The organism is Kordiimonas sp., from assembly GCF_048260245.1.
Classification (GTDB): domain Bacteria; phylum Pseudomonadota; class Alphaproteobacteria; order Sphingomonadales; family Kordiimonadaceae; genus Kordiimonas.
Genome location: NZ_JBLXGZ010000002.1, coordinates 81,750 through 104,945 on the forward strand (window position 1 = coordinate 81,750; position 23,196 = coordinate 104,945).

The 23,196-nt window shown below is 55.2% G+C and carries 23 protein-coding genes; 16 read left to right on the forward strand and 7 right to left on the reverse strand.

Features of this window, described 5'->3' with window-relative positions; genetic code table 11:
• The first annotated feature begins 42 nt into the window (after nt 1-42).
• The 5 genes from ACN0VM_RS01765 to ACN0VM_RS01785 all read left to right on the forward strand — a co-directional run bounded on the left by ACN0VM_RS01765 (nt 43) and on the right by ACN0VM_RS01785 (nt 3,477).
• Nucleotides 43-534, forward strand: a complete 492-nt coding sequence (locus ACN0VM_RS01765) for a methylated-DNA--[protein]-cysteine S-methyltransferase (protein ID WP_417449112.1) — start codon at nt 43-45, stop codon at nt 532-534.
• A 49-nt stretch (nt 535-583) separates the two neighbouring features.
• Complete coding sequence (locus ACN0VM_RS01770) at nt 584-1,288, forward strand: dienelactone hydrolase family protein (RefSeq protein ID WP_417449113.1); 705 nt, start codon at nt 584-586, stop codon at nt 1,286-1,288.
• A gap of 4 nt (nt 1,289-1,292) precedes the next feature.
• A complete protein-coding gene (locus ACN0VM_RS01775) occupies nt 1,293-2,267 on the forward strand; it encodes a quinone oxidoreductase family protein (protein ID WP_417449114.1) in 975 nt (324 codons plus the stop codon).
• Complete coding sequence (locus ACN0VM_RS01780; protein WP_417449248.1) at nt 2,267-2,980, forward strand: alpha/beta fold hydrolase; 714 nt, start codon at nt 2,267-2,269, stop codon at nt 2,978-2,980. Before ACN0VM_RS01775 ends, ACN0VM_RS01780 begins: the two co-directional genes overlap by 1 nt.
• A gap of 167 nt (nt 2,981-3,147) precedes the next feature.
• Nucleotides 3,148-3,477: an HNH endonuclease gene (locus ACN0VM_RS01785; RefSeq protein WP_417449115.1), complete on the forward strand. Its 330-nt coding sequence runs from the start codon at nt 3,148-3,150 to the stop codon at nt 3,475-3,477.
• Here ACN0VM_RS01785 and ACN0VM_RS01790 read toward each other — a convergent pair.
• The 4 genes from ACN0VM_RS01790 to hemE all read right to left on the reverse strand — a co-directional run bounded on the left by ACN0VM_RS01790 (nt 3,474) and on the right by hemE (nt 7,114).
• Nucleotides 3,474-3,932: an isochorismatase family protein gene (locus tag ACN0VM_RS01790; RefSeq protein WP_417449116.1), complete on the reverse strand. Its 459-nt coding sequence runs from the start codon at nt 3,930-3,932 to the stop codon at nt 3,474-3,476. The genes ACN0VM_RS01785 and ACN0VM_RS01790 overlap by 4 nt on opposite strands.
• A 169-nt stretch (nt 3,933-4,101) precedes the next feature.
• Nucleotides 4,102-5,358, reverse strand: coding sequence for a transcription termination factor Rho (rho, locus tag ACN0VM_RS01795; protein WP_417449117.1), 1,257 nt, complete (start codon nt 5,356-5,358; stop codon nt 4,102-4,104).
• A gap of 227 nt (nt 5,359-5,585) precedes the next feature.
• The gene (locus ACN0VM_RS01800; protein WP_417449118.1) at nt 5,586-6,029 is read right to left on the reverse strand and encodes a CopD family protein; all 444 of its coding nucleotides are present in this window, start codon (nt 6,027-6,029) and stop codon (nt 5,586-5,588) included.
• A gap of 53 nt (nt 6,030-6,082) precedes the next feature.
• Nucleotides 6,083-7,114 carry a uroporphyrinogen decarboxylase gene (gene hemE / locus ACN0VM_RS01805; RefSeq protein ID WP_417449119.1) on the reverse strand — a complete coding sequence of 344 codons (1,032 nt, stop codon included), beginning with the start codon at nt 7,112-7,114 and terminating at the stop codon, nt 6,083-6,085.
• Between the two features lie 410 nt (nt 7,115-7,524).
• Between hemE and ACN0VM_RS01810 the strand changes: the two genes are divergently transcribed.
• From ACN0VM_RS01810 to ACN0VM_RS01835, 6 genes are all read left to right on the forward strand, one after another.
• Entirely contained in the window at nt 7,525-8,439 is a 915-nt protein-coding gene (locus ACN0VM_RS01810; protein ID WP_417449120.1) for a pyruvate, water dikinase regulatory protein, read from the forward strand.
• Nucleotides 8,432-9,037 carry a Maf family protein gene (locus tag ACN0VM_RS01815; RefSeq protein ID WP_417449121.1) on the forward strand — a complete coding sequence of 202 codons (606 nt, stop codon included), beginning with the start codon at nt 8,432-8,434 and terminating at the stop codon, nt 9,035-9,037. Before ACN0VM_RS01810 ends, ACN0VM_RS01815 begins: the two co-directional genes overlap by 8 nt.
• A complete protein-coding gene (locus ACN0VM_RS01820; RefSeq protein WP_417449122.1) occupies nt 9,034-9,876 on the forward strand; it encodes a shikimate dehydrogenase in 843 nt (280 codons plus the stop codon). Before ACN0VM_RS01815 ends, ACN0VM_RS01820 begins: the two co-directional genes overlap by 4 nt.
• Nucleotides 9,873-10,463: a dephospho-CoA kinase gene (gene coaE, locus ACN0VM_RS01825; RefSeq protein ID WP_417449123.1), complete on the forward strand. Its 591-nt coding sequence runs from the start codon at nt 9,873-9,875 to the stop codon at nt 10,461-10,463. Before ACN0VM_RS01820 ends, coaE begins: the two co-directional genes overlap by 4 nt.
• Nucleotides 10,464-10,468: 5 nt before the next feature.
• Nucleotides 10,469-11,137, forward strand: coding sequence for a DNA polymerase III subunit epsilon (gene dnaQ / locus ACN0VM_RS01830; protein WP_417449249.1), 669 nt, complete (start codon nt 10,469-10,471; stop codon nt 11,135-11,137).
• Nucleotides 11,138-11,243: 106 nt separating this feature from the next.
• On the forward strand, nt 11,244-11,624 hold the full coding sequence (locus tag ACN0VM_RS01835; protein ID WP_417449124.1) for a VOC family protein: 381 nt from the start codon (nt 11,244-11,246) through the stop codon (nt 11,622-11,624).
• A gap of 62 nt (nt 11,625-11,686) precedes the next feature.
• On the opposite strand, the gene lepB is transcribed toward ACN0VM_RS01835, so the two are convergent.
• Nucleotides 11,687-12,460, reverse strand: coding sequence for a signal peptidase I (gene lepB / locus ACN0VM_RS01840; RefSeq protein ID WP_417449125.1), 774 nt, complete (start codon nt 12,458-12,460; stop codon nt 11,687-11,689).
• A 380-nt stretch (nt 12,461-12,840) separates the two neighbouring features.
• Here lepB and dnaK point away from each other — a divergent pair, with 380 nt between their 5' ends.
• Nucleotides 12,841-14,778, forward strand: a complete 1,938-nt coding sequence (gene dnaK, locus ACN0VM_RS01845; protein WP_417449126.1) for a molecular chaperone DnaK — start codon at nt 12,841-12,843, stop codon at nt 14,776-14,778.
• A 139-nt stretch (nt 14,779-14,917) separates the two neighbouring features.
• On the forward strand, nt 14,918-16,063 hold the full coding sequence (dnaJ, locus tag ACN0VM_RS01850; protein WP_417449127.1) for a molecular chaperone DnaJ: 1,146 nt from the start codon (nt 14,918-14,920) through the stop codon (nt 16,061-16,063).
• Between the two features lie 36 nt (nt 16,064-16,099).
• Here dnaJ and ACN0VM_RS01855 read toward each other — a convergent pair whose 3' ends face one another.
• Nucleotides 16,100-17,176, reverse strand: coding sequence for a hypothetical protein (locus tag ACN0VM_RS01855; RefSeq protein ID WP_417449128.1), 1,077 nt, complete (start codon nt 17,174-17,176; stop codon nt 16,100-16,102).
• A 10-nt stretch (nt 17,177-17,186) separates the two neighbouring features.
• Nucleotides 17,187-17,792, reverse strand: coding sequence for a TetR/AcrR family transcriptional regulator (locus tag ACN0VM_RS01860; RefSeq protein ID WP_417449129.1), 606 nt, complete (start codon nt 17,790-17,792; stop codon nt 17,187-17,189).
• Nucleotides 17,793-17,970: 178 nt separating this feature from the next.
• On the opposite strand from ACN0VM_RS01860, the gene ACN0VM_RS01865 reads away from it, so the two are divergent.
• From ACN0VM_RS01865 to ACN0VM_RS01875, 3 genes are all read left to right on the forward strand, one after another.
• The gene (locus tag ACN0VM_RS01865; protein ID WP_417449130.1) at nt 17,971-19,206 is read left to right on the forward strand and encodes a parallel beta-helix domain-containing protein; all 1,236 of its coding nucleotides are present in this window, start codon (nt 17,971-17,973) and stop codon (nt 19,204-19,206) included.
• 37 nt (nt 19,207-19,243) lie between these two features.
• Entirely contained in the window at nt 19,244-20,308 is a 1,065-nt protein-coding gene (locus tag ACN0VM_RS01870) for an SO2930 family diheme c-type cytochrome (RefSeq protein ID WP_417449131.1), read from the forward strand.
• 128 nt (nt 20,309-20,436) lie between these two features.
• Entirely contained in the window at nt 20,437-23,154 is a 2,718-nt protein-coding gene (locus ACN0VM_RS01875; RefSeq protein WP_417449132.1) for a TonB-dependent receptor, read from the forward strand.
• The last annotated feature ends 42 nt before the right edge of the window (nt 23,155-23,196 follow it).

Below are 23,196 nucleotides of genomic sequence, written 5' to 3' on the forward strand. Positions count from 1 at the left end.
AATATTCATACCGTTCCGCTTATCCATATCGCGAGGGCATCCATGTCGCAACTCTCCATGCACACACCGGTAATTGATATCACCATCACCGAGTTTGACGGCGCCATCGTTTCGCTTGACTGGGGCTGGAGCCCGTTTCAGGAATCCAGCCCCTTGCTGGTGGAAGCAAAACGCCAGCTCGACCTTTATTTTGACGGTGAGCTGACATCATTTGACCTGCCACTGGCGCCCATGGGTACCAAACATCAGGAGAAAGTCTGGGCGGCGATGCAGGCCATCCCTTATGGCGAAACCCGCACCTATGGCGACATGGCGCATAAGATCGGCTCGGCCGCGCAGGCCGTGGGCACAGCCTGTGGCCGCAACCCCATCCCCATTCTGGTGCCCTGCCACCGTGTGGTGGCCACCGCCGGAAAACTGGGCGGATACTCCGGTGATGGTGGCCTTCATACCAAACGCGCCCTACTTGTCCTTGAAGGCGCACTGTCGGTTGAGGAAGGCATGGCGCTTGAAGCTTCTGGCGCTCTTGACTAAGTTCCAAGCGGGTGAGGAAACCCGCAGGCTCGAGAAGGAATAAAACAGCATGGCAGACTATATCGATATCGCGGCAAAAGATGGCAGCGGCAGCTTCAAGGCCTATGTGGCAAAGCCGGAGGGCGGTGAAGGCCCGGTTGTCGTCGCGCTGCAGGAAATTTTTGGCGTTAACGAAGGCATGCGCCAGATCTGTGATGACCTCGCGCGTGACGGTTATATCGCCATCTGCCCGGACCTGTTCTGGCGCATGAAGCCGGGCGTGGACATCACCGATAAATCCCAGGAAGAGTGGGACGAAGCTTTCCGCTATTTTCAGAACTTCAACCACGTGAAAGGCATGCAGGATATCGCTGCCACGGTTGAGGTTGCACGCACTATTGAAGGCGGCAGCGGAAAGGTTGGCGCGGTTGGCTACTGCCTGGGCGGCCTGCTTGCCTTCAAGACATCTGCGGAAACCGACGTGGATGCCAGCGTCTGTTATTATGGCGTCGGCCTCGATAGTAAACTGGATGACAAGGCGAAAATCACGACCCCGCTTATGATGCATATCGCCGAGGAAGACGGTTTTGTCGACAAGGAAGCCCAGGCACGCATCAAGGAAGGCTTGGCCGACAATGGCAATATTACCATCCATTCCTACGCAGGCGTTGACCATGCCTTCGCCCGCCCTGACGGCGTGAACTGGAACGGTGAAGCCGCAACACTGGCCAACACCCGCACCGCCGCATTTTTTGAAAACCATCTGAAAGGCTAAAGCCATGAGCCAGGCGATTGTGATGCACAAAACCGGTGGTCCGGACGTTCTTGAATGGTCGTCGCGGTCGCTTGATGCACCAGCCAAAGGCGAAGTGCGTATCCGGCATACCGCCATCGGGCTTGATTTTATCGATACCTATCACCGCACCGGGCTTTACCCGCTGCCGCTGCCCGCCACGCCGGGACTTGAAGCTGCGGGTGTTATCGAGGCGCTTGGTGACGGTGTGACCGGCTTCAAGGTGGGCGACAGGGTCGCCTACCCCGCCGGGCCGGTTGGCTCTTATGCCAATGAGCGCAACTTTCCTGCAGCAAGGCTTGTGCACCTGCCGGACAGCGTGAACGACGAAGATGCCGCTGCTCTCATGCTCAAGGCCTGCACAGTGGAATATCTTATCTTCCGCACCTATGCAGTTAAGGCTGGGGACACTGTGCTTTTCCACGCGGCCGCGGGCGGCGTGGGGCTGATCGCCTGCCAGTGGTTGAACGCGCTGGGTGTTACCGTTATCGGCACGGTGGGCAGCGACGCCAAGGCCGAACTTGCGCGTGCGCACGGCTGTCACCACACCATTAATTATACCACAGAAAACTTTCCCGCGCGGGTACGGGAGATCACGAACGGCGACGGCGTGCCGGTGGTTTATGACAGTGTCGGCAAGGACACCTTCATGGGTTCGCTTGATGTACTGAAACCGCGCGGTACCATGGTCACCTTCGGTAACGCTACCGGCGCTGTGGAGCCGTTTCCTCCCGGCCTTCTGGCGCAAAAGGGCTCCCTTTTTGTCACGCGACCAACTTTGATGGACTATGTCGCCACGCGCCACGACCTGGAGCTTTGCACCGGCCGGGTGTTTGATGCCATTGCCAAAGGTCATATCAAGGCAGACATCAACCAGCGTTATGCCCTCAAGGAAGCTGAGGCCGCCCACACGGCACTTGAAGCGCGCGCCACGACCGGTCAGACCATCCTGCTGCCATGATGGCTGGCGGCGCCTTATATCTTGTCCCCGGTACCATGTGTGACGCTCGGCTTTGGACACCCATGCTTAAGCACCTTCCGGGCGCAGAAGCACACCACGCCGATTACACCGGTTCACAAACACTGGATGCTATGCAGGCTAAAGTGCTCGCCCAAGCGCCTGATGAGCCGTGTCACCTTGTCGGATTTTCACTGGGCGGGTATCTCGCGATGATGGTGGCAATCAATCATCCTGAACGCTTCAAAAGCCTGACGGTGATAGCAGCCTCGCCCTACGGCCTGTCTGAAGAAGAAAAAAGCCTGAGGCAGCGCAACGCGGAAATGCTCAGTCGCCTGACCTACCGCGGCATGTCGAAGACCCGGCTTCGGCAATTTATCCATGAAAGGCATATGGCAGACGAGGCCATCACCGGCACCGTCCTCGCCATGGAGCGGGATCACGGTCAGGATGAACTCATGCGCCAGTTGCTTGCCCCCCTCAACCGGCCCAGCGTGACAGAAGCATTGCTCTCCCTGCCTATACCAGTGCACTTTATCATGGCAAGGAACGACGCCATGGTGCCCTTCACAGCGATAGAAAAATTTGCGGCACACGCGGACAATATAAGCCTGCGTGAAGTGAACGACAGCGGGCATATGATCCCGCTTGAGGCACCAGCGGCCCTTGCTGCCCTTGTTGGCAAGATATGTTTCCAGCTGCCTAGCGCGCCCTAACCCGCCGCCTTTATCAAACATTTATGGAAACTACACAGCTACATGTTGTTAATCTTATATTAGATATCACAATATATAGTTAGGTATAGTGTAGTTTGGCATGCAGCCAAAATCACCTCTGTTCCGAGTAGTTAGTGAACCCTGCAGCAAGTCTACGGAGGCTGAACATGTATGGTGAATTTGACAGCTACCGGTTCCGCGACGCTACCGAGATCAGAAAAACCGAAGTCTGGCAGAAAGCGTCAAAGATCAATGGTCACGACCCGGATATATACCGCCGAGACAGTTGCGGCAGAACTATCCGTTTTATGGACCACGGCAAACTGGGTGAATTCGGCTGGAAGGTCGACCTGATCACCCCGTTATCACGCGGCGGATCAGATGACGCCTTCAACTTACAACCCTTGCACTGGCAGAACCATATGATCAAGCGCCAGCATCTTATCTGGCTGCCGGAGCTTGGCATCTCTGATACGCATATTGCTTCTGCGGCTTAAGACTGGTTTGCCATCACCTCATGGGTGGTGGCTATCACGGCGTAATCGGCAGCGAGGTGTGCGAACGTGAGTTCATGAACATCCTCAGCCGCCCATGTGACACCCCGGGCATCAACCACTTCTGTGGCAGCCGTAGCGTCGGAGACAACAGTCACATCAAAACCGAGGCTTGCCGCCATGCGGGCTGTACTGTCCACCGAATGTTGCGTCAGCACGCCACAGATAATGACATCCTCAATACCCCTCGCCCGCAGATGCCCTTCAAGCCGGGTGCCAACAAAGGCGTTGTTTGTTTTTTTGCCTATAATGACCTCGTTTGCCTCAGGCATAACTTCGCTTTTGAAGGCGTGCGAGGCTTTGCCCGGCGCATAGGGCGAGGCTGCACTGACACTGTCGTGGCGGATATGCACAAGCGGCCAGGCCTGCGTGCGCCAATAGGCCAGAAGCCGTGCCATATTGGCTTCTGCATCCGCATTGCAACGCAACCCCCCAGCGCGGGTCATCAATGGCATATTGCACGTCGATAATGATAAGAGCTGAGCCGGGCATGGTTCATCCTGAAAAGAAAAGGGCCTGCAGTGTGCAGGCCCTTCATCCTAAACTTTTGATCCGGATTTCCCAGCCCTAGTTGTTCATCTGGGAGAAGAAATCTTCGTTGTTTGGCGCGTCCTTGAGCTTTGAAAGCAGGAATTCCATCGCGTCCACTGTGCCCATTGGGGTCAGGATACGGCGCAGCACCCACATCTTGGACAGCGTGCCAGCATCAACCAGAAGTTCTTCCTTCCGGGTACCGGACTTGAGGATATCAATCGCCGGGAACACACGTTTGTCCGCCACCTTGCGGTCCAACACGATTTCACTGTTACCGGTACCCTTGAATTCCTCAAAGATGACTTCATCCATCCGGCTGCCGGTCTCAATGAGTGCCGTCGCTATAATCGACAGCGAACCGCCTTCCTCGATATTCCGCGCGGCACCAAAGAAGCGTTTTGGCCGCTGCAGTGCGTTGGCGTCTACACCACCAGTAAGAACCTTGCCTGATGATGGCACCACGGTATTGTAAGCGCGCGCGAGGCGGGTGATGCTGTCAAGCAGGATCACAACATCCTTGCCGTGCTCAACCAGGCGTTTGGCTTTCTCTATCACCATTTCAGCAACCTGAACGTGACGCGAGGCTGGCTCATCAAATGTGGAGGAAACCACTTCGCCGTGCACACTGCGCTGCATGTCTGTCACCTCTTCCGGGCGTTCGTCAATCAGAAGCACGATGACATAACATTCCGGATGATTGGCAGAGATGCTTTTGGCGATGTTTTGCAGCAGAACTGTTTTACCGGTCCGGGGTGGTGCCACGATAAGCGCACGCTGGCCTTTACCGATAGGTGCCACAAGGTCGATCACCCTTGGTGACTTGTCCTTGACCGTGGGATCATCGGGGTCAAGCTTCAGCTTGCTGTCCGGATAAAGTGGGGTCAGGTTGTCGAAGTGAACCTTGTGTTTGGTTTTCTCTGGCTCGTCGAAGTTGATGAGCGAGACTTTCAGCAGGGCAAAATAACGTTCGCCATCCTTGGGTCCGCGAATCTGGCCTTCAACCGTATCACCGGTCCTGAGCGCAAAACGCCGGATCTGGCTGGGGCTGACATAAATATCATCCGGGCCAGGGAGGTAATTTGCTTCGGGGCTACGCAGAAAGCCAAAGCCATCAGAAAGAATTTCGATAACACCGCCACCGGAAATTTCGATATCGTCTTCCGCCAACTGTTTGAGAATGGCAAACATCATATCCTGTTTGCGCATGCTTGATGCGTTCTCTACGCCTACTTCTTCAGCAAGCGACAACAAGTCCGCCGGGGTCTTGTTCTTGAGATCCTGTAAATGCATGGGATCGTCCATATTCTTGTTATTAAAGGAGATTTTCCAGATTGTCGGGGCATTTTTCTATTAGTTGCCCAAGTCTTTTGGAAATTGATCTACCGGTATACTCAACGCAAATTCCGGCGATTTCAGGGAAATTGAACTGGTACGCACCATAGACAGCGCGCACCGATGGCTGTCAAGCTACCATGATCGGCATCAGTGTCAAGAATTTTGGTACCAAAACAGGAATATCAAAATGCCTTTGGCACCACCAGAAGCACAATGGCGAAAATAAAGATTGCCGGCACCTCGTTGATACGGCGGAAAAAGGTGGCGTCCTTTGTGCGCTCGCCGCGCTGAAACGCCTTACGATGCTTCGACAACATGCCGTGAAACCCGCTCAGAAGCACGACCAGCAGCAGCTTGGTATGAAGCCAGCCGCCGGCAGAAAGCCCAATATTGACCACCAGCATAATGCCCAAAACCCAAGTTACAATCATTGCCGGATTGATGATAATATGCATCAGCCGACGTTCACGGTCGATCCATTTCTGGTCTTCCTCGGAACCCACCGCGCATTCGCAGTGATATGCCAGATACCGCGGCAGCATGAACATGCCTGCCATCCAGAAAATGACAAAGACAATATGCAGCGCCTTGGTCCAGAGATAAAACTCGCCCAGATAACCTTCCATAACATCCCCCGAATTTTTTGACCTCTGCGCGCGGTTGACGAGACCAGTGCGCCTTACCTGCGAAAAGTCTTAATGGTTTCTGCGAGAAGCGCAACATTCTCCGGCGGCGTTTGCGGCACAAAACCGTGGCCAAGGTTGAATATGTGGCTACCGCCTTCTAGGGCCTCAAGGATACGCAAGGCTTCATCCGTCATGGCTTTCCCACCTGAGACTACGAGATGGGGGTCCATATTGCCCTGTACGCAAACCTTGCTCTGGACCTTATCGCGCGCCCAGCCCAGCGGCACACCCGTGTCAAGCGAGACAGCATTCACGCCCGTCCGGTCAACAAATTCAGGCAACATGGCACCGGATAGCCTTGGGAAACCGATGATCGGCGTCTCTTTGTGTCTGGCGCGAATTTTATCCACAATCGCACGGGTGGGTTCTATCACCCATTTTTCAAACATGGGTTCCGGGATAGCCGCTGACCAACTGTCAAAAATCTGCACAGCATCAGCGCCAGCGTCTATCTGGGCAATAAGATACTCGGCCGTGGCATCCACAAGCATATCAAGAATTTTGCCAAACAGCTCCGGCTTGCCGTAACCCATTTGCCGTGCAGCCGCATGGTCTTTGCTGCCCGCGCCTTCAATCATATAGGTGGCAACAGTCCAGGGCGCGCCAGCAAAGCCAAGCAGGGTCACATCTGAAGGCAAGGCGACTTTTAACCGGCGCAAGGTTTCATATACATTGCCCACACGGTCATGGAAGCCATCAAGGGATAGCGCTGCGAATGTATCTTCATCGTTCACCGGTGTCAGCTTTGGCCCAAAACCGGTCTCAAACCATACTTTCTGGCCTAGTCCGTCTGGTACCACAAGAATGTCGGCAAATAAAATGGCACCGTCCATGCCGTAACGCCGGATCGGCTGCAGAGTTACCTCTGTTGCCTTGTCAGGGTTGTAGCAAAAATCCATGAAGGACGGCGCGGTTTTGCGCACTTCACGGTATTCAGGCAAATATCGTCCTGCTTGCCGCATGAACCAGAAGGGCACGCGATCAGAAGGTTTTCCCTTAAGGGTATCAAGAAGAAGTTTTGCCATGAAAATATCCTGGAACGTTAGGCGTGGATTTTAAAACGAGGAGCATCCCTCTTACTACTAAATATCTATTTATATATAATAATAGTAGTTGTTGTTTATGCCTGTGAATCATGTGGAAAACGATTTATCCACAATCTTGTGCACAAACAAGCTCTGTGCGGCCAAGCGTAGCACTATATGTGTATAACAGCCTGAAGTCTTAACCAAAACGGCAGTTTTATGACCCTAAATACTATGTGGATAACGGGGATAACATCAAAATATAGTGTTTTTTGACACTTGTTTTCCCCTCTGTGCCGGCCTGTGTAAAATTGTGACAGCTTGCTGAACAAACACTTCACAAATTGGGGGTAAAGGCCTTAGGCTGGTTATCAACCGCTTCATCAACAAGTTATCCACAGGCTATTCCCATGAGTCTTCCACCTATTCCGCCAGCCTCAAATACGCCTGACAATGTCTCGCCTGTAACTGCTATTGCAGACCAGGAGGATGAATTTCACCTGCATCTTGTCTCAGATTCAACTGGCGAAACGCTGGAGGCCATTGTGCAGGCCGCGCTGGTGCAGTTTGAAGGTGTAAATGTTAAAAAACATTATTGGCCGCTGGTGCGTTCCGCCATGCAAATGAGCCGGTTGATGGAAGATATCCGCGAACAACCCGGCCTCATCATGTATACCTTGGTTAATGTGCCGATCCGTGAAGCACTGGAACGCGAAGCTATGGAAGCCAGCCTGCCGGTGCTTTCTATTCTTGATCCGGTGATCAACCTTCTGGGGTCCTACTTCGGGGTGCAGGCGTCACACAAGCCGGGGCGGCAACACAAGCTGGATACGCATTATTTTGAACGCATCGACGCGCTCCAGTTTACCATGGCCCATGATGATGGCCAGCTGACGCAGGATATGCCGCAGGCTGATATCATTCTCGTCGGCGTATCGCGCTCGTCCAAGACACCCACCAGCATCTATCTGGCCAACAAGGGGTACAAGACCATCAACGTGCCCTTTGTGCCCGGTTGTCCTATGCCGCGGGAGCTGGATGAAATCAGAGGCCAATTTGTTATCGGCCTGACCACAAGCGCCGAACGGCTGGTGGCAATACGCACCAACCGGCTCAGGTCGATCAATCAGGACGAAGAAGGCGACTATACCGACATCTCCCACATTCAGGAGGAGATCAAGGAATGCCGCAAATATTGCACACAACGTGGCTGGCCAACCATTGATGTGACCCGCCGGTCGATCGAGGAAACCGCCGCTGCCATCATCAGCCGCTACAATGCCTGGCTCGACAAACAAAGTTCGGGCGCGAACGGCAATGACTGAAATGACTGAGTTGATACTGGCATCCGGCAGCAAGACGCGGGCGGATATGCTGACGGCGGCTGGCGTCATATTCTCGACCATCAGGCCCATGGTGGATGAAGATGCTATCAAAGATGCCCTTGTGGCCGAGCACGCCCCCGCACGCGATATCGCTGACACACTTGCCGACATGAAAGCCCGCAGCGTATCTGCAATAAAGCCCGGCAAACTGGTGCTGGGTAGTGATCAGGTTATTTTCAAGGACGGCATTCTATATTCGAAAGCTGTCACGCGCGACGCTGCTACAGCAACGCTGAAGGGTCTATCGGGGGGGAGCCATGAGCTTGTCTCTGCCGCTGTTATCTATGAGGACGGGCAACCGGTTTGGCGCGCAGCACAATCCGTCAAGCTGACCATGCGGACGCTCAGTGATGATTATATTACCCACTATCTTGATGCCATTGGTGATGCGGCCTATTGGTCTGCGGGTGCCTATCAACTGGAAGGGCTGGGCGCGCAGCTTTTCACCCGCGTGGAGGGTGATTTTTTCGCCGTGCTGGGCCTGCCGCTATTGCCGGTACTGGATTATCTGCGCAGACGGGAGATTTTACCGCTATGACATCGCCAACGTTCAAACGAGCTGCTGTCATTGGCTGGCCTGTTGCGCATTCGCTGTCGCCGGTGATCCATAACCACTGGATGCAGGTGCACGGCATCGAAGGTGAATATGAAAAAATAACTGTGGAGCCGGAAAATCTGGCATCCGCTGTTGAGGACATGAAAACCAAGGGTTTTTCAGGTTTTAATGTGACCGTTCCGCACAAGGAGGCCATTATTCCGTATCTGGATAAACTGGCCCCGCTCGCGCGCCTGATGGGGGCAGTCAATACGGTCAAGATCGATGTGGACGGCACCACAACAGGGTTCAACACCGACGGTATCGGTTTGCTCGCTAACCTTGAGAAAAGCCTGCCATCCTGGCCCAGGGACCGGCCAGCTCTGGTTGTGGGGGCGGGCGGTGCTGCGCGCGCGGCGGCCCTTGGCCTTCTTAATGAAAACCTGCCCTTTGTGGTGATCACCAACCGCACCCGTAAAAAAGCTGAGGCTATTGCGCAGGATATCGGCCGCGGCCGCATGGTGGTGGTAGACTGGGAAGAGCGTAACGATGTAGCGCTTACGGCCGGGCTTATCGTTAATACAACGACCCTTGGCATGCACGGCAATGACGCACTGGAGCTCGATATTTCAAAATGCGCGCGCGACACGGTTGTCTATGACATTGTCTACCAGCCTTTGATCACTCCCCTGCTCGCAGAGGCTGAAAAGCTTGGCCTCAGGACCGTGACCGGGCTTGGCATGCTGGTGTATCAGGCCGCTGCTGCCTTCAAGGTGTGGTTTGACATTATGCCCGAGTATGACGCCGCGCTACGCGCCCGGCTTGAAGCGGTGTTCCAATGAAGATCGTCGGGCTGACAGGCTCTATCGGCATGGGCAAATCGGAAACGGCAAAGATGTTCGCCCGGCTTGATGTACCGGTGTTCGATGCCGACGCTGAGGTGCACAAGCTGCAGGCCAGGGACGGCGCGGCCATTCCGTTGATTGCGGCGGCCTTTCCCGGTGTGGTTAGTGACGGTGTGTTGGACCGGGGCAAGCTCGGTGCCCTTGTGTTTGCTGACCCGGAGGCAAAAAAACGGCTTGAGGCCATCATGCACCCCATGGTGGCTGAAGCGCGTATCAGTTTTTTTGCGGAAGCGGAGCAAGCCGGCGCGAAATTTGTGGTGCTGGATATCCCTTTGCTCTTTGAAACACGCGGCGAAAAGGCTTGCGACAAGGTGGTGGTGGTGTCTGCGCCCGCAGAAATCCAGCGTGAACGTGTGCTCGCCCGCCCTGGTATGACAGCGGAAAAGTTTGACCATATCCTCAGCCTGCAAGTGCCGGACCGTGACAAACGCGCCCGCGCCGATTATATCATCGAGACAGACAAGGGCCTTGAGCACGCTTTTGCGCAGGTCAAAAACATTGTGACGGAGCTGGAGCAGCAATGACGAGTGTGCGCGAACTGATTTTCGATACCGAGACCACGGGGTTCGACCCGCTGACGGGCGACCGGCTGATCGAAATCGGCCTTGTCGAGATGGTCGATAAATCACTCACCGGCCGTCACTACCACCAGTATGTCAACCCGGAGCGTGATGTGCCGGATTCGGCGGTGAAAATTCACGGCCTGACAACGGACTTCCTCAAGGACAAGCCTGTTTTTGCCGATATCGCAGACGAATTCCTCGAATTTGTTGGCGGAGACAGCGTGCTTGTCGCGCACAATGCCGAATTTGATATGCGTTTCATCAACTGGGAACTGGAAAACGCGGTCAAGCCCATCATCCATGTGAAGCGCTTCGTTGATACTCTGGCCATCGCGCGGAACAAGTTTCCGGGGGCGGCCAACTCGCTGGATGCGCTTTGCAAACGCTTTGGTGTGTCGAACAGCCACCGTACGCTGCACGGCGCGCTTCTCGATTCCGAGATACTGGCGGATGTTTATATCGAACTTCTGGGCGGCAGGCAGGCGGGTCTTGACCTCGCGGTGGACAGTGGCGCAGGGCTTGTGGCGCGCGAGAAGAAAAAGCGCGAGAAGCGTAGCTTCCCTGTAAGTGATGCAGAGATTGAAGCCCATAAAGCCTTTATGAGAAAGTTTGAAACACCGATCTGGAACGCCTAGGCCAACAAGGGGCAGACGATAAAGATAGTGCCGCCACCATTGACCCGGTTCCGTTCGGCTTTACTTCAGCAACAGATATAATTTCTGGCAAGGAGAGGAACTGCCCATGTTCAGTCATGTTATGTTAGGGGCAAATGATGTTGCCCAGTCGAAAGAATTTTATGATGCGCTGATGGAGGTTCTTGGTCATCGCCCGGGCGTGATAGATGAGAAAGGCCGGTGTTTTTATTTTGAAAAAACCGGCGTGTTTTCGCTTTCAAAACCCATTGACGGCAACCCGGCGACCTGCGCCAACGGCAGCACCATCGGTTTTGCGGCTGACAGCCCCGAGATGGTCGACGCCTGGCACGCGGCCGGGCTGAAGCACGGCGGCAAGGCGATCGAAGACCCTCCGGGCGTGCGTGAAGGCGGCGGCAAGAAATTGTATCTGGCTTACCTGCGTGATCCCAGTGGCAACAAAGTCTGCGCCCTGCACCGCATGGTGTGAGATCTCGCAGGGTAAAGAGCCGAACTTAGCGATACAAAAGCCTCCGCGTGACTGCGGGGGCTTTATCTTATCAGGGTGAAGAAGCGGCCAAGCGGGATACCGGCTGGACAGAAAATATCCTTGCCCTGGTCACAGTCATACAGGCTGAAAGTGGTCACATCGGCGCGGCCCACCAGATAGGCGTGTTTGACAAACCCCATATTACCCAGTTCGCGGCTGTCGGCGGAGCCGTCGCGGTTGTCGCCCATCATGAAATAATGCCCCTGCGGCACCACATACAGCGCGGTATTGTCATAGTGCCCACGGTCGGTGCGCTCATAAATGCGGTGTTTCACCCCGTTCGGCAGGGTTTCCTCAAATTCTTTCACCCGGCGTTCATGGCCCTGATAGTCTGTATAATTCACATCGCGCATCAACGTGCGGTCAACCAGCTCACCATTGATATAAAGCCGCCCGCCTTTCATCTGGACCGTGTCACCCGGCAGGCCGATCACGCGTTTGATGAAGTCCTCATAGCCGCGGTGTGGCAGGGTGAAGACAACGACGTCGCCCCGGTCGGGTGCGTCGTCAAACAAGCGGTCTTCCGGGATGAAATCAGGATCGAAATTGAACGAAAACCGATTGTAGCCATAGGAAAGCTTGGAGACAAAAATACGGTCACCCACTTCGAGTGTAGGCTCCATGCTGCCCGATGGAATATGAAAACTGCCCCAGCCAAAGGTGGTGAAAACCAGATAGAACAGCACGATAACCACAAGGTCCTTCAGAAGGACAATGGCTTCGTTTTTGGCCGGCTTCTGGCTGTTTTCATCCGTGGCTTTTGCCTGATCGTTCATTGTGGTCCCCGCCTGTTTTTTCTCTGGTTTTTTTTCTTATAGTGCCTGTAATACGCAGGGGAGTTTAGCCTGAGGCCGCGCTTTTTCAATCTTTGTTTGCCGGTCGCGACCATTTGCGCCTGATGGTGAGGAAGCAAAACAACACTCACGCGTGGGCAACTTCGTCCACGGAAAAGACTTTTACCATGGCTAAACTTGTAAAAATTATAGCAGCGCACCCTTGCGGCTGCTATTGCCGGACCCTATATAGGCGCTGAAAGGCGCTGTATGCCGGAAGTTTTGGTGCACAGCGATTAATGCAAAAAACATGAACCCAAAGAGGCTGTGACAAGGGTGCCGACAGGGCCCAAGCAGTCGGCTTGACGAAGGGAAAAGGTAATATGGGTAAAGTAATTGGTATCGATTTGGGTACGACAAACTCGTGCGTGTCCATCATGGATGGCTCCAAACCAAAAGTAATTGAGAATGCGGAAGGTGGACGCACCACCCCGTCGATCGTTGGTTTTGCTGACGGTGGCGAGCGCCTCGTTGGCCAGGCGGCAAAACGTCAGGCCGTGACAAACGCGCAAGACACCCTCTTCGCCATCAAGCGCCTGATTGGCCGCACATTTGATGACCCGACCACACAAAAAGACAAGGACATGGTGCCTTACAATATTGTGAAGGCGGACAACGGCGATGCATGGGTTGAAGCCAAAGGCGAAAAATACTCGCCAAGCCAGGTTTCAGCGATGATCCTGCAAAAAATGAAAGAAACCGCTGAGAGCTATCTCGGTGAAAATGTTGACCAGGCGGTGATCACCGTCCCGGCCTACTTTAACGACGCCCAGCGTCAGGCCACCAAAGACGCAGGCAAGATCGCGGGCCTCGAAGTCCTGCGGATCATCAACGAGCCGACAGCCGCTGCGCTTGCATACGGCCTTGAGCGCGAAGATGGCCACACTATCGCGGTCTTTGACCTTGGTGGCGGTACCTTTGACGTATCCGTGCTGGAAATCGGCGACGGTGTGTTTGAAGTGAAATCGACCAACGGTGACACTTTCCTCGGCGGTGAAGACTTCGACATGCGCCTCGTGGATTACCTTGCGGGCGAGTTCAAAAAAGAAAACGGTATCGACCTAAAAGGCGACCGCATGGCGCTGCAACGTCTGAAAGAAGCGGCTGAGAAAGCGAAGATCGAGCTTTCCTCCTCGACCCAGACTGAAGTGAATCTGCCGTTTATCACAGCCGACGCGTCGGGCCCCAAGCACCTTCAGATCAAACTGACGCGTGCCAAGCTCGAAAGCCTGGTGGAAGACCTGATCAAGCGCACGCTGGAGCCTTGTAAAAAGGCGCTCAAGGACGCAGGCCTCGCCGCTGGCGAGATCGACGATGTCGTGCTTGTGGGTGGTCAGACCCGGATGCCGAAAATCCAGGAAGTGGTAAAAGAGTTCTTCGGTCGTGAACCCCACAAGGGTGTGAACCCGGATGAGGTTGTGGCCATGGGCGCTGCCATTCAGGCTGGTGTTCTGCAGGGTGACGTGAAAGACGTTCTGCTGCTGGACGTAACGCCGCTGTCGCTCGGGATCGAGACGCTCGGCGGTGTGTTCACACGCCTGATAGAACGCAACACCACGATCCCGACCAAAAAGGCGCAAGTCTTCTCCACGGCTGAAGACAACCAGGGTGCGGTTACCATCCGTGTCTTCCAGGGTGAGCGTGAAATGGCCGCTGACAACAAACTCCTTGGTCAGTTTGACCTTGTGGGTATCCCGTCTGCGCCGCGCGGTGTGCCGCAAATTGAAGTGGCCTTCGACATCGACGCCAACGGTATCGTGAACGTTTCCGCTAAAGATAAAGGCACCGGCAAGGAACAGCAGATCCGCATTCAGGCGTCTGGTGGCCTGTCCGACGCTGACATCGACCAGATGGTCAAGGACGCGGAAGCCAACGCGGATGCCGATAAACAGCGCAAGGAACTTGTGGAAGCCAAGAACCAGGCTGAAGCCCTTATCCACTCGGCCGAGAAAAACCTCGACGAGCATAAGGATAAAGTCTCCGACGCTGATAAAACGGCAATCGAAGCTGCAGTGACCGAACTGAAGTCTGCGCTTGAAGGCGACGACGCTGACGCCATCAAGCAGAAGACAGAAGCCCTGGCGCAAGCCACCATGAAACTTGGCGAGCAGATCTACAAAGCTGGTCAGGAAGCCGCCGCCGGTGGTGACCCGGATGCTGCTGATGCAGCGCAGGCTGACGCTGCTGCGAAGGCAGCCGAAGACGGTGACGATGTAGTTGATGTAGACTTTGAAGAAGTCGACGAAAACGACAAGAAATAAGATGGCTGCCTGACGCCATACCAGTATGGGCGCCGCCTCCCACATCAGTGGCGGGCGGCGTCTGATTTTAGGCCTGTCACCTGATCAAGGTTAGGCGGGATATACTGGAGGCGAGGCATAACAGCGCGGGGAGCCGCTTATGTCCAAACAAGATTATTACGAACTTCTCGGAGTTCCGAAAGATGCCGATGCCGGCACGCTTAAAAAAGCGTTCCGCAAACAGGCCATGCAGTATCACCCGGACAAAAACCCGGGCGATGCAGCGGCTGAGCAAAAATTCAAGGATATCGGCGAAGCCTATGACGTCCTGAAGGACCCGGAAAAACGCGCAGCGTATGACCGTTATGGTCACGCGGCGTTTGAGCACGGTATGGGCGGTGGCGGCCGTGGTGGCCATGGCGGCGCCGGATTTGATTTCTCTGACGTGTTCGAAGAGTTTTTCGGCGACTTCATGGGCGGCGGTGGTGGCCGTAGGCGCCGTGGCGGTCAGGCCGGTGGCCGGGGCAACGACCTGCGCTTTAATATGGAAATCAGCCTTGAAGACGCCTTTCGTGGCAAGGAAGACAAAATCCGGGTGCCGACATCGGTCGGCTGTGAGCCCTGTGGCGGTTCCGGCGCGGAGCCGGGTTCGCAACCTGAGGTCTGCTCAACCTGTGGCGGCGCCGGTAAAGTCCGCGCAAGCCAGGGCTTTTTCATGGTTGAACGTACCTGCCCCAGTTGTCACGGCAACGGTAGTGTGATTTCCAACCCGTGCAAATCGTGTGGTGGTGCCGGACGTGTACGCAAGGAAAAGACACTTCAGGTCAAAATCCCGCAAGGGGTCGAAGAAGGTACCCGCATCCGGCTTGCCGGGGAAGGCGAAGCCGGGACGCGAGGCGCCTCTCCGGGGGATCTGTATATTTTCCTCTCTATCAAACCGCACCCGTTGTTCAAGCGCGACGGTGACATGCTTTACTGTCAGGTGCCGATCCCGATGGCGACGGCGACACTTGGCGGGGATATCGAAGTCCCCACCATTGAGGGCAAACGCGCGCGGATCAAGGTGCCGGAAGGCACGCAGTCAGGTCGTCAGTTCCGGCTGCGCGGCAAGGGCATGCCTGAGCTGAATGGCGGTTTCACGGGTGACATGATCATAGAAACACTGGTTGAAACACCAATGAACCTGACAAAACGCCAGCGCGAACTGATGGAAGAATTTGCCGAGGAAAGCGGCGATGATGTCTCGCCGCGTTCGGAAGGCTTTTTCTCCAAAGTCAAAGAGCTTTGGGAAGATCTGACCGACTAAACTGATACCAATATTGCAAAACACAAAAAAGCCGCCTTATGACCGGGCGGCTTTTTTCTTGTTGGCTTCAATGGTTTCCCAGGTGTCTGCGGTGATATTGCAAAGCCTCCATTCGGAAACCAGCCCCCAATTGTTGCAATTGTTACGGACCTGTTTGGGGAACCAGTCCCATGCCCGCAGCAGCCAGATATTTCCACTGTCGTTTACGCTTGAAAGCGGGCCGAACCCCATGGGGCGCAGGGTAAAGTTCTGAAATGTGAAGCTGAGGTCAGCGGCAAGGCCAAGCTCGTCAGGTATTTTCACGGAAAAGGTGAAACGTTCGTAGGCGGGGGCGAAGCTCAGTGTTGGTTTAACGCTTTCCGGGTAGGGTTTTGCGACCGGCCTTACGGCGAAGCATTGGTCTTTCTCCTCTGCACATTTTACCAGCACAATGTCGCTGACTGCGAAGGATACAGTGGATGCCAGTTTTCCGCCCGGGAGAACGGGTTGCTGTAGGGGGCGGGTTGTTGCCAGATAAAGTTCAAAGGGTAGGTCTGCCTCAATCCGGGGAAACAGGAACCGTCTACCTGTGCCACGTACGGAGATCTTTGGCCAAAACTCATGTTTGTGTACCCAGACATCAAGGGTTCGTTCAGCAACGTGGGTAACCGATGCGGGCATGTCTATGCCGTCAAACCCGATCGTGAACTGAAGGGAGGTGATTTCGCGTTTCAGAACCGGGCTGCTATTGGTCAGTCCAAGCTCAAGGGCGGTGCGCCCCAGGAAAACCGCTGATATGGCTGCCAGGAAAACCACACAAACGGCACGGATAATATTCAGCGGCAACAGTTGTGCGCCTTTGGTCCTGATGACGCGCATCATATCGGTCGCAATGCCTGCAGCCATTACAAGTATTACTGTGACCGTGCCAAGGTAAACCTGAAAAGGTGAGGACCATGTTATACCCCCCCACACAATGTAAACCACTAAGGCCGTGACAGCGTGTACCAGAAGCACTTTTTGCCACTGATGCCGCGCAGCTAAACACCGCATGACAAGGGGCGTAAGCAACAGTGCGATGGCAGTGAAAGCCAGACCGCCAATGACGAAGATGGAAGCGCTCAGGGTTGTCATAAAATGGGTATCAACTCACATAGGTGCCCAGAAGCCGCGCAATCTCGGAGATCAGCGCATCTGCTTCGGCTTCGTTATCTTCCTCAATCGCCTGGTCAACCAGAATGGAAATGGTGGTTACCATGGTGCGCAGCATGACCTCGCGCCGGGCATCGGGAAGGGAGATGGCCGAAATTTTCAGCGTTTTGACCACCAGTGCCGCGAGGCTACTGTCGAGGCCAGGGGTAACTTCCCAAAGCGAGCGCTGGCTGTTGGCCCAGCGTGTCAGCGCGCGGAAGGTGGGGTGCTCACGTGCTGCCAGCCAGAAGGTGCGGTTGAGATGCCCAAGCGTATGGGCAAACGACTGGCCTTCAGGTGTGGCGGCAAGCGCGTCCAGCACCTTGCTTTCCACTTCGTTATAGGCGGTGTGATAGAGGTTGAAAAGGATGTCGTCCTTGTCTTCAAAATACTGGTAAACTGAACCAACGGGCACGCCTGCTGCCTGCGATATGCTGGTGGTTGTCACCGCCGCCGGTCCTTCCTCAAGCAATAGTTTTACCGCGCCGCGCAGGATGGCGTCGCGTTTTGCCTTGGCCCGAGCCTGCGTCGGGATTTTTTTCGGGGGACGCGTTTTCACCGTTGCTCCATCGTGATGCCTGAATACCGGTATGTAGCGAGAAAATAGCACCCCGTCCAACCATGATAAAATGAAAGTGTTTCACTTTTTCTTGACGAAAGAAAAAATCGGGCGCATGCTCCACCATAAGAATTAATGGTTTCCATTGCTTTCAGTGATGGAAATGGAGGGGGAAGAGATGACCAAACGCCTAATGGCCCTTTGCGCCACCATTTTTATTGCCTTCAGCCTGCCGGCATTTGCGCAAGATACTGTCACACACATTGAACCCGGTGAAGGTGTGCAGGAGGCGCTTCAGGAAGCGCTGATCATGGCGGAACCGGGCAGCGTGATTGAACTGGCTGCGGGGCAATATACATTTACTGGTCCGCTTTCCCTTGATGTTGCGAATATTACCGTGCGCGGCGCTGGCATGGATGCCACGGTCCTGTCTTTTGCCGGGCAGACAACCGGATCCGAAGGACTGCTTATCACCGCAGGTGGCGCCCATATCGAAGGTCTTGCAATTGAAGATACCCCAGGCGACGGCATCAAGGCCAAGGGGGTTGATCAGGTTACCTTCAAGGATGTACGGGTCGAATGGACACGGGGGCCAAACGCGGAAAATGGCGCCTACGGGCTTTACCCGGTGGAAAGCAAAAATGTGCTGATCGACGGCTGTGTCGTCAAGGGTGCGTCGGACGCGGGCATTTATGTTGGCCAAAGCCAGCATATCATCGTGCGGAACAGCCGCGCGGAGCTGAATGTAGCGGGTATCGAGATCGAGAACAGCTATTTTGCCGACGTCTACAATAATGTGGCGACACTGAACACCGGCGGCATTCTGGTGTTTGACCTGCCGAACCTGCCGCAAATGGGCGGCCACAGCGTGCGGGTCTATGACAACAAGGTCTATAACAATGATACGCCGAACTTTGCCCCGCCCGGCAATATCGTTGCCGAAGTACCCAAAGGCACCGGCATCATGATCATGGCCAACCGTGAAGTCGAGATTTTTGGCAATGAGCTGCATGACAATGCCAGCACCAACATCCTTCTGGTGGCTTACCCGCGTGAATATAACGACGACAGCTACAACCCGCTGCCGCGTGCTGTTTATGTGCATGACAACAAACATGGCCGTGCGGGCTATGACCCTGACCAGGCGGTCAAAGAGATCATTGCGCCGCTGACCGGCCTGCCGGTGCCACAAATTGTGTGGGACGGTGCCGTGAACGGTATATGGGCGGCCTTTTTCGGCCCGGATGAGGATGAAGCCATCTATATCCGCGAGGCTGAAGGCACCACGTTTGCCAACCTGCAATTTGTCAAGGATATGATCCTGCCTTGGGGTGCATCGCCTGACACGGACATTGAAGACTATGACGGCTCCTACCCCTCCCGTGAGCCGGTTCGTCTGCCGCAGGAGCAATAGACGGCAGCAGTGCCTGTGGCGAAAAGGAGAACAGCCTTTGTTCAAACATGTTCTGAGTAAGCTTGGTTTTGGTCTTGCTGCGGTTGTCTTTCTGGCAAGTTTACCGGTCGCCGCAGCGGTCAATGACGCTGCGCTCATGAGCGCGCGGCCCGCCAAACTTTTATCTGAATACGGGCTGTTTACGGACGCCGCTCTTCAGGCCCCGGCGGAAGGTGTGGTGCCTTATGGCCTGATCACCCCCCTGTTCACTGATTACGCGCATAAATACCGCTTCGTCTATGTGCCGAAGGGCACAAAAGCCAGCTATGACGGCAAGGAAGTGATGCACTTCCCCACCGGCTCTGCGCTGTTGAAAACCTTTGCCTACCCCGCTGATTTTCGCAGCCCTGAAAAAGACATCCGCCTGATTGAAACCCGCCTGTTGATCCGTCAGGAAAAGGGCTGGAACGCCTGGGCATATGTTTGGGACGCGGCGCTTGGTGATGCTGTCCTTAAGGTGGCAGGCAAAACTCTGCCGGTATCATGGCTGGATGAGACAGGGGCTGAGCGGTCGACCAATTATGTGGTACCGAACAAGAACCAGTGCAAAGGCTGCCATACGCTCGACAAAGTGTTTTCACCCATTGGCCCGAAGGCGCGCAACCTGAACCGTGATTTTACCTATACGTCCGGCACGGCAAACCAGCTTGACCACTGGTCTGCCCTTGGCTTGCTTGAGGGCGCGCCCGCGTCCGGTGACGCGCCCAAGGTACCGGAATTTGACGATGCCGCTGCGCCGCTTGATGCGCGCGCGCGCGCTTATCTTGATATCAACTGTGCGCACTGCCACCGGCTTGAGGGACCAGCGAGCACAAGCGGTTTGTTCCTCACTTGGGATGAGGACAATAAAACCACATGGGGCTACAAAAAACGCCCTGTGGCCGCAGGGCGTGGTTCGGGCGGGCTTGCCTATGACATTATGCCGGGCGAGCCTGAAAATTCGATCCTTGTATACCGGCTGAACTCGGTCGACCCCGGCGTGATGATGCCTGAAGTGGGCCGCACCATGGTGCATACGGAGGGGGTCGCCCTGTTGAAAGAATGGATTGCCAGCATAGAGTAAAGCTTATGGAGTAAGTGTAGCGTTTAAAACGAGGAAACAGCGCCGCCGCCCTGTGGGAGGGCGTTTTGTGCGTTGTGGTCTACAACAGTGCGGCCTGCCAGAGTGCCGCCATTTCGGGAGGGGAGCCCATGAAGACCAATTATCTTAGAAACGCGCTCATGTTAGGCGCGAGCACTGCTGTGCTCGGCCTCAGCGCCCATGTCACTGCGCAGGACGATACGTCCTTCACCTTGGAAGAAATTACTGTCACCGCTCAAAAGCGGGAGCAATCGGCACAGGATGTGCCGATTACCCTCAATGCTTTTTCCGGCGATTTTCTCAATACCATTGCCGCGGAAGACCTGCGGGACATCACGACATATACACCGGGGCTTGAGATCAGCGGCGTCACCCAGCCGCGTTTTTCCATGCGTGGCGTGGAAACCAGTGACTTTGGTGTGGGCACCGACCCGGCTGTCGGCCTGTTTGTCGACGGGGTCTATGCCTCCCGTTCGGGCGCGGCGATCGTGTTCTTCAGCGATGTGGAACGCGTCGAGGTGCTGAAGGGTCCACAAGGCACGCTTTTTGGTCGCAATACGGCGGCGGGTGCTATTTCCGTGATCACCCGCAAGCCGGTGATGGACGAGACCGAAGCCCAGGTGCGCCTGCGCTATGGCCGCTTTGACAAAAAGCAGTTTGACGGCATGATCAACTTGCCACTGACTGATACCATTGCCATGCGCGGCAACTTTCTTGTCAACAAGCAGGACGGTTATATCGACGATGCTGTAACAGGCGCGGATTATGGCCGCGAGGACAATGTGACCGGCCGCTTGCAATTCCGTTGGGAGCCAAATGACCGCACGGCAGTGAACCTTGCGTATGAGTTTGACCATACCAAGCAGGACGAAGATGAGCCGGCGGTCGGGGTCTCTGACGGCCATCTGCGCGCGCCCAATGGTGCCCAAACTGTCGGTGACCTGCCAGGACACGGGGATTTCCTCGCGGCTGTTGCACCGCTTTTTGGCCTGCCTATTACCAAGGACACGCCGCTTGATGTGTTGTACGGCATTCCGCTTGCGAACGTCTATGCGGGTTTTGGCGCTTTTGGTTACACTCCTTCGAACCCCGATGCAGATTGGAACTTTTTCCGCGATGCATCCAGTGTTGGCGGTGCCGACCCGTTTGGTCCCATCGCCAGTGATATCGGTAGCGGCGAGGAAAACCGCGACCTGGACGGTATCACGCTGAATGTTACCCATGATTTTGGTTGGGCGACCCTGACGTCTGTCTCCGCCTTCAAGAAGTTCACCTCGAACAACCTGCAGGACGATGACGGAACCGCCGACCCTGATTTTTACTTTGACACCGACAACGTCGAAGAGAACGAGCATTTCTATCAGGAACTGCGGCTCAATGGTGTCTCGGGTCCACTGACATGGACCACGGGTCTCAGCTACTTTTGGGAAAACGCCAAGCAGCAGTCGCAGACACACGCCACGACAGATTCCATCGATACCGTGCTTTATAACATCGGCATCACCCCTGGTGTGCTGGCCGCCAGTTTTGACCCAACCGACGGCATCAACGCCTGTGAAAGCCGTTTCCTCGATTCGCTCGGTGGTTTTATCTCGTTCAACAATACGCCTCTCAACTGCTTTGACCCGGGCCTGCCCGGCCTGTCGCTTGAGGATATTGCCAATATGGGCCTGACGACCATGAGTGGCCGCACCTGGACCGAAACAATGTACGGTGAGGGTACCTTCAAGGCTTACGCAGCATTTGCGGACGTAACGTATGCGGTGACGGACCGGTTTAACCTGAACGCGGGCCTGCGCTACACACGCGACGAGAAAAAATGGGAATGGTTCAACGGTCGCCGCGAAATTTCCGGCAGTGCACGGCTTGAGATCCCGGGGGTCGGTAACCTTGCTGATATCCAGCAACAGATACTGACGGGTATCTTTCAGGCTTTTGTCGGGCCAACGGCCTCGGGTGATATTGTCTTTGATGTAGGGGGTCTTGAAGGTGTGCCCTATGAGCGTGATGAAAGCTGGGACAATCTGAGCCCCCGTATCGCTTTTGACTATCGGGTTGGTGATGATGCGATGGTCTATGCGTCCTATGCGCGCGGTTATAAAGCGGGTGGCTTCAACAGTGTTGAGGTGAACAGCTATTTTGATAATGAAAAAGTCTGGAACGTTGAGGCTGGTGTAAAATCGCAGTGGTTCGATAACCGGGTACGTTTCAACGCGGCTGTATGGAAGTATAAATACAATGACAAACAGTCGATCCGCCTCGTGGATGTGGATGATTCCAGCGTACCGCGTTATGTGACACAAAATCAGGACGTGTCCGGTAAGGGTATCGACATTGAAATGCTGTGGATACCGCTTGCGGGTCTCAGGTTCTTTGCCAATGGCGGGTATCAGGATATCACCTGTAGTGAAAACTGCGGCGACAGCGCGGTGGGTGACCCGACCGGGGTGCCGTCGACACGGGTCTCATTTGGCGGTGACTATACTGTGCCGCTGGGGAATGAGGGCGGATCGCTCACGTTCCATGCGGACCATAGCTACACCAGCGCCAGACGCGAAAACGGTGAATGTATCGCGGATGGTACGTGCGGCACCGTCAGCTGGGGCCTTGTTTCATGGGATACGGGGGAGGCGAGAAATCTCACCAATGCTCGTGTTACCTGGACAAACGCGGAGGATGATCTCAGTGTTTCGGTGTTCGCCCGCAATCTCTTCAACAACCGCTATCGAGGCGGTGCCGGTGGTTTGGCCCGCGACACCTTTGGTGCGCCGACGTCCAACCTAGAAGAACCCAGCACGTGGGGCATTGACCTCACGGCGCGCTTCTAACCGCGGTTGCTAAACACGCGCGTTAGCAAAAATGACAAAGGC